4 protein-coding genes and 1 pseudogene are annotated in these 4,193 nt (G+C 59.9%); 4 read left to right on the top strand and 1 reads right to left on the bottom strand.

All coding sequences use genetic code 11. The features are described from left to right. The 3 genes and pseudogenes from P3T23_RS47150 to P3T23_RS47140 form a co-directional block, all read left to right on the top strand. The coding region (locus P3T23_RS47150; protein WP_429322867.1) for a hypothetical protein at positions 1-250 on the top strand (250 nt) is incomplete at its 5' end. 416 nt (positions 251-666) lie between these two features. Further along, positions 667-1,498: pseudogene (locus P3T23_RS47145) on the top strand (NAD(P)H-dependent flavin oxidoreductase). A 292-nt stretch (positions 1,499-1,790) separates the two neighbouring features. Beyond that, positions 1,791-2,045: a hypothetical protein gene (locus tag P3T23_RS47140; protein WP_429322866.1), complete on the top strand. Its 255-nt coding sequence runs from the start codon at positions 1,791-1,793 to the stop codon at positions 2,043-2,045. Positions 2,046-2,560: 515 nt separating this feature from the next. On the opposite strand, the gene P3T23_RS47135 is transcribed toward P3T23_RS47140, so the two are convergent. Beyond that, entirely contained in the window at positions 2,561-2,986 is a 426-nt protein-coding gene (locus P3T23_RS47135; RefSeq protein WP_429322865.1) for a hypothetical protein, read from the bottom strand. Here P3T23_RS47135 and P3T23_RS47130 point away from each other — a divergent pair. Next, positions 2,985-4,163 carry an ISL3 family transposase gene (locus tag P3T23_RS47130; RefSeq protein ID WP_429322864.1) on the top strand — a complete coding sequence of 393 codons (1,179 nt, stop codon included), beginning with the start codon at positions 2,985-2,987 and terminating at the stop codon, positions 4,161-4,163. The two genes, P3T23_RS47135 and P3T23_RS47130, sit on opposite strands and share 2 nt — an antisense overlap. The last annotated feature ends 30 nt before the right edge of the window (positions 4,164-4,193 follow it).

Raw genomic sequence — 4,193 nt, 5'->3', positions numbered from 1 at the left:
CCTCGCAAAAAGATGCCAGTTAACGCGCTTCCGCCTTTGTTTACAACCCTCACAAGCAGTTTTTAACATTCGTAACGTTTCGTGCGATGGCCCTGACCATGCGCTACTGATCTTTGCGAATCTGGACGAGTCTGATCGGCAGCACTTCCTTTCGTCGTTCAACAGATTCGTGCTCGCGTCTCCGAAATCCCGTCATCAGCTGATCGAGCAGTGGAGCCGCGATCTTGGGCAGCCGACCGACGGCAGTTGAACCGATTAGTGGGCCTTGGTGGTTAATGTGATAATGCGTTCCCGCCCACCCATGCGCGTGCATGCAGGAGCGCGATACGTGTTCACCGGAATCCGGGCAGCTGAAAATTCAGCGGACCGCATCGGTCAATCGCACAGGCCGATTCGACGGTATGGTTCCGATGGTGAAAGATAGCCGGATGGCTCTCATCACGGGCTGAACGGGTGCCGACGCGTCCCGCCATGCAGCGCCGCGACTGGGGAGCATTACGATTACACACAACGACATTGAGGAACCCGATACGCGCGACGATGTCCTCACCGTGCGGTGCTTCGCTTTGCCGTCGTCCGGTTACGCCAGCACTGATGGGTAACAATCTGCGGTGACATCCACCGCCAACGCTTCCACCAGCTATCCGCCCCCCAATGAGGAATTTCATGCCCAGATCTCTTTCCACGCCGTTGTCCAACCGGTTGGGCATCTCACTTCCCATCGTTCAAGGCCCGATGAACGGCGGCTCAACGCCGGAAATGGTCGCTGCGGTATCCAACGCCGGCGGGCTCGGTTCGCTCGCCGCAGTCGGGCTCAGCGCCGACGCGATGCGCACGCAGGTCGCCGCGATTCGCTTGCAATCGACCAGGTCGTTCAACATCAACCTGTTCGTGCTCGATACACCGGCCCCGACCGGGCGCCAACTCGCACGCGCGATTGAACTTCTGCAACCCGTGCGCGCCGAACTCGGTCTTGCGCCAGGAAAACCGCTTGACCGGTATTGCGAAGGTTTCCGTCACCAGCTCGACACACTGATCGAACTCAGGGTGTCGGTTGCGAGCTTCACGTTCGGCCTTCTCGACGCGCAGTCAGTTGAGCGCCTGCATCAGGCGGGCAGCCTTGTCGTCGGCACGGCGACAAACGTAGCGGAAGCCCTGGCATGGGAAGCCAATGGGGCGGACATCATTTGCGCACAAGGCGCGGAAGCAGGCGGCCATCGCGGCACGTTCCTCGGCCATGCCGACGACAGCATGTCGCGGAATCGTCAACGACTATATGCGCCGCATGGCGCAGCACGAGAAGCACGTGCCGGCCTATCCGGTTCAAAACGCGTTGACGACGGAAATCAGAAAAGCCGCCGGCGCGGCCAATCGCCCCGACTTCATGTCGCTCTGGGCGGGTCAGGCAGCCGGCATGGGCCGGCGGCGCCTCGAAGGCGTTCCCGCTGCAGAGCTTGTCCGGCAGCTTGCGGAAGAAACGCGCGCCGCACTCGGCTGATGCATCTGATCGGAAGCACGCCTCAAGGACTGGGGTGGCCGTAATGGGCTTCAAGAGCGAAAGCGGCTTACACCAACGCACAATTGCGCCCGCTCGCACCCGACCATCGCGAAGCTCATGTACCGCGGCACTCATCCAGTCTGCCTGCTTCCCCGAGTCGCGTGGTCAAACGGTGATCTACGCCGACAGGGATGTCCCTGAAGACGAAGAGGGCATAACCTGTGGTACCAGGTCAGGACGGTAGACTCGGTTGCGCCGCGTTTTCCACTTCAGGCTTTCCCGGCCGCCCCAAATGACTTCACTGCGACAATCAATCGAAACCTACATTCAGGCGAAAGATAGCAACCGTCCGCATCTGATGGCCGATGCGTTCACGACCGACGCAGAGCTGGCCATCGAGGTCAAAACCGGCGAGATAGCCTTTCCCGGCAGCACCAGGGGGCTGGCTGCCATTTCGACCGTTCTCGTCAGTCAGTTCGCGCAGCGCTATGAGAACATCGACACGTTATGCATGGGAGCGCCCCCCTGCCGATTGGCATGCGTTTGATTGCAGCTGGCTTGTCTGTATGACCGAAAAGGACACTGGCGCGGCACGGGTGGGCTGCGGCCGGTACGAATGGCATTGCGCCGATAGCACGGGAAAGGTCTCGAAGCTGCGCATTACCATCGAAGAGATGGCGACCCTGCCACACGATTCGAGCGCGTCAATCCTCGAATGGGTGCGGAAGGTTGTGTCGCGATAAGGTCAGCAGGGCTGAGAAAGTTGTGTGTCATGGTAAGGAGTCCTTAAATGACAGGATCCTGGGTGGAATCTGTGGGTAATTTGATGGGGATCAGGGAGGGACTGGTCAAAGTCAAAGGCCGACATTGGACAACGACGCAGGATGCTGGTTTTGTATGGTCGTAAGCGCTCAAATGCGGCGCTTACGACCATCGCATAGCATGGCAAACCGTCGTGGCGTCAAGGGACCGCTGACGCTCAGGCTGCGTCTGCCCTGACCCGTCAGTTTTCGTGCGGTGTTACGGATACGGTATCGCACTTGCGCGGATTTGCGCGGCCGTTCACGAGGGGCAAAGGAAGCGATAGAGTTTCTTGCAGGTGGCGTCGAAAGCGCTCTGGGCATGCTCGTCGAGGTGCCGGGAGATCAACGGGCCACCATGGTGATCAATCTGGTTGAGAACGAGCGTACGGGCATCCATCGCGGCTGCATCCGGGTTTTCGTGGCGGGCTTCAATGAGATGCCCGCCAAGCATCCAGAGGTGATCGCGGTGACGATTCAACGTTTTGCGCGCATATCCCTGTGCGAGCAGGTGATGCAGGAAAGGCGTGAAGACTTCGACGAACGCCTGCCCGGGCGGAATGTCCTCGTCCTCGAAACGCCAGGACGCGGGCCAGTTCTGCAGGTCGGGGACGTAGCGCGCCAGCGCATCCTGATCCAGGGCGACAATAGCGGCTTCGCCCTTGCCGCTCCTGGCCTTGCTAACCATGTTGCTGACCCGCCTGCTCAATGCCTGCCATCATTTTCCCGGTTTCGTTTATGAAGGTGCGCGACTGTGCGAGGCAACCCAGTCCATCGAGATTGACGTACGGCCGCGCAACGGTTCGAAGCCGGTCTGCTCGTGCTGCAATCGCCCCGGCAGTGGCTACGACACGCTCTCGCAGCGTCGCTACTGCGGCGTGAAGGTCGAAGCGCTGCCCTGGGCCAACGGCAAGCACACGCTCACCCGTGCTTACATGATCTTCCTCGCGCAGTGGGCCCGCAAGCTGTCCTGGAAGGAGACGGCGCAAAGCTTCCGCACCAGCTGGGAGAAAGTCTTCAATGCAGTAGAGTGGGTGGTCGACTGGGGGCTGAACCATCGCGAACTCGGCACGGTCCGCGCGTTGGGCGTCGACGAAATCCAGTATGGTCGTGGACACCAATACCTCACCCTGGTCTACCAGATCGAGGCCGGCTGCACGCGTCTGCTCTGGATCGGGCAGGAGCGCACGAAAGAAAGCTTCGCCAGGTTCTTCGCGATGATCGGAAAACCGCTATGCGAGAAGGTTGAGTTCGTCTGCTCGGACATGTGGAAACCTTACCTCGAGATGATCGCGCTACATTGCCCCAATGCACTGAACATCCTCGACCGCTTCCACATCGTTGCAAAGATGAACAAGGCGATCGATGAGGTTCGCGCTGACGAAACCCGCCGTATGACCCGCGATGGATATGAGCCGGTACTCAAGAAGTCCCGCTGCTGCCTGCTCAAGCGGCGGGAGAACCTGACCGACAAACAGCGGCTGCGCATGCGCGAGCTGTTGCGCTACAACCTGCGTACCGTGCGCGCCTGGCTGTTCAAGGAAGAGTTCCAGCAGCTCTGGGATTACGTCTCACCTGTGTGGGCCGGGAAATTCCTCGACCAGTGGTGCACCCAGGTGATGCGTTCACGCATCGAGCCGATGAAGAAATTCGCCCGCACCGTGCGCGCCCACCGGGAGCTGATCCTCAACTACTTCCGCGCGCGAAAGCAGTTCTCCAGCGGCATCGTCGAAGGCTTGAACAAAGCCAAAGTCACCATGCGAAAAGCCTATGGCTTTCGAACCTTCAGAGCGACGGAAAAGAGGTGGCGCCGAGAATTCGGACAGTTCGTTGAGTGGAAAAGCTGGGGCGTGAGTCGGTCATAATGGCCGGCAACAGGGAACCAGAAGATGACG

The organism is Paraburkholderia sp. GAS448, assembly GCF_050435685.1.
GTDB lineage: Bacteria > Pseudomonadota > Gammaproteobacteria > Burkholderiales > Burkholderiaceae > Paraburkholderia.
The sequence above is the reverse complement of the archived record's forward strand: the minus strand, read 5'-3'. Positions and strand labels throughout refer to the sequence as shown.

What these genes read in the sequence shown, in the direction of transcription:
- P3T23_RS47130 (WP_429322864.1), top strand. Translation starts at nt 2,985, where the DNA reads ATGTTGCTGACCCGCCTGCTCAATGCCTGCCATCATTTTCCCGGTTTC.
- P3T23_RS47135 (WP_429322865.1), bottom strand. Translation starts at nt 2,986, where the DNA reads ATGGTTAGCAAGGCCAGGAGCGGCAAGGGCGAAGCCGCTATTGTCGCC.
- P3T23_RS47140 (WP_429322866.1), top strand. Translation starts at nt 1,791, where the DNA reads ATGACTTCACTGCGACAATCAATCGAAACCTACATTCAGGCGAAAGAT.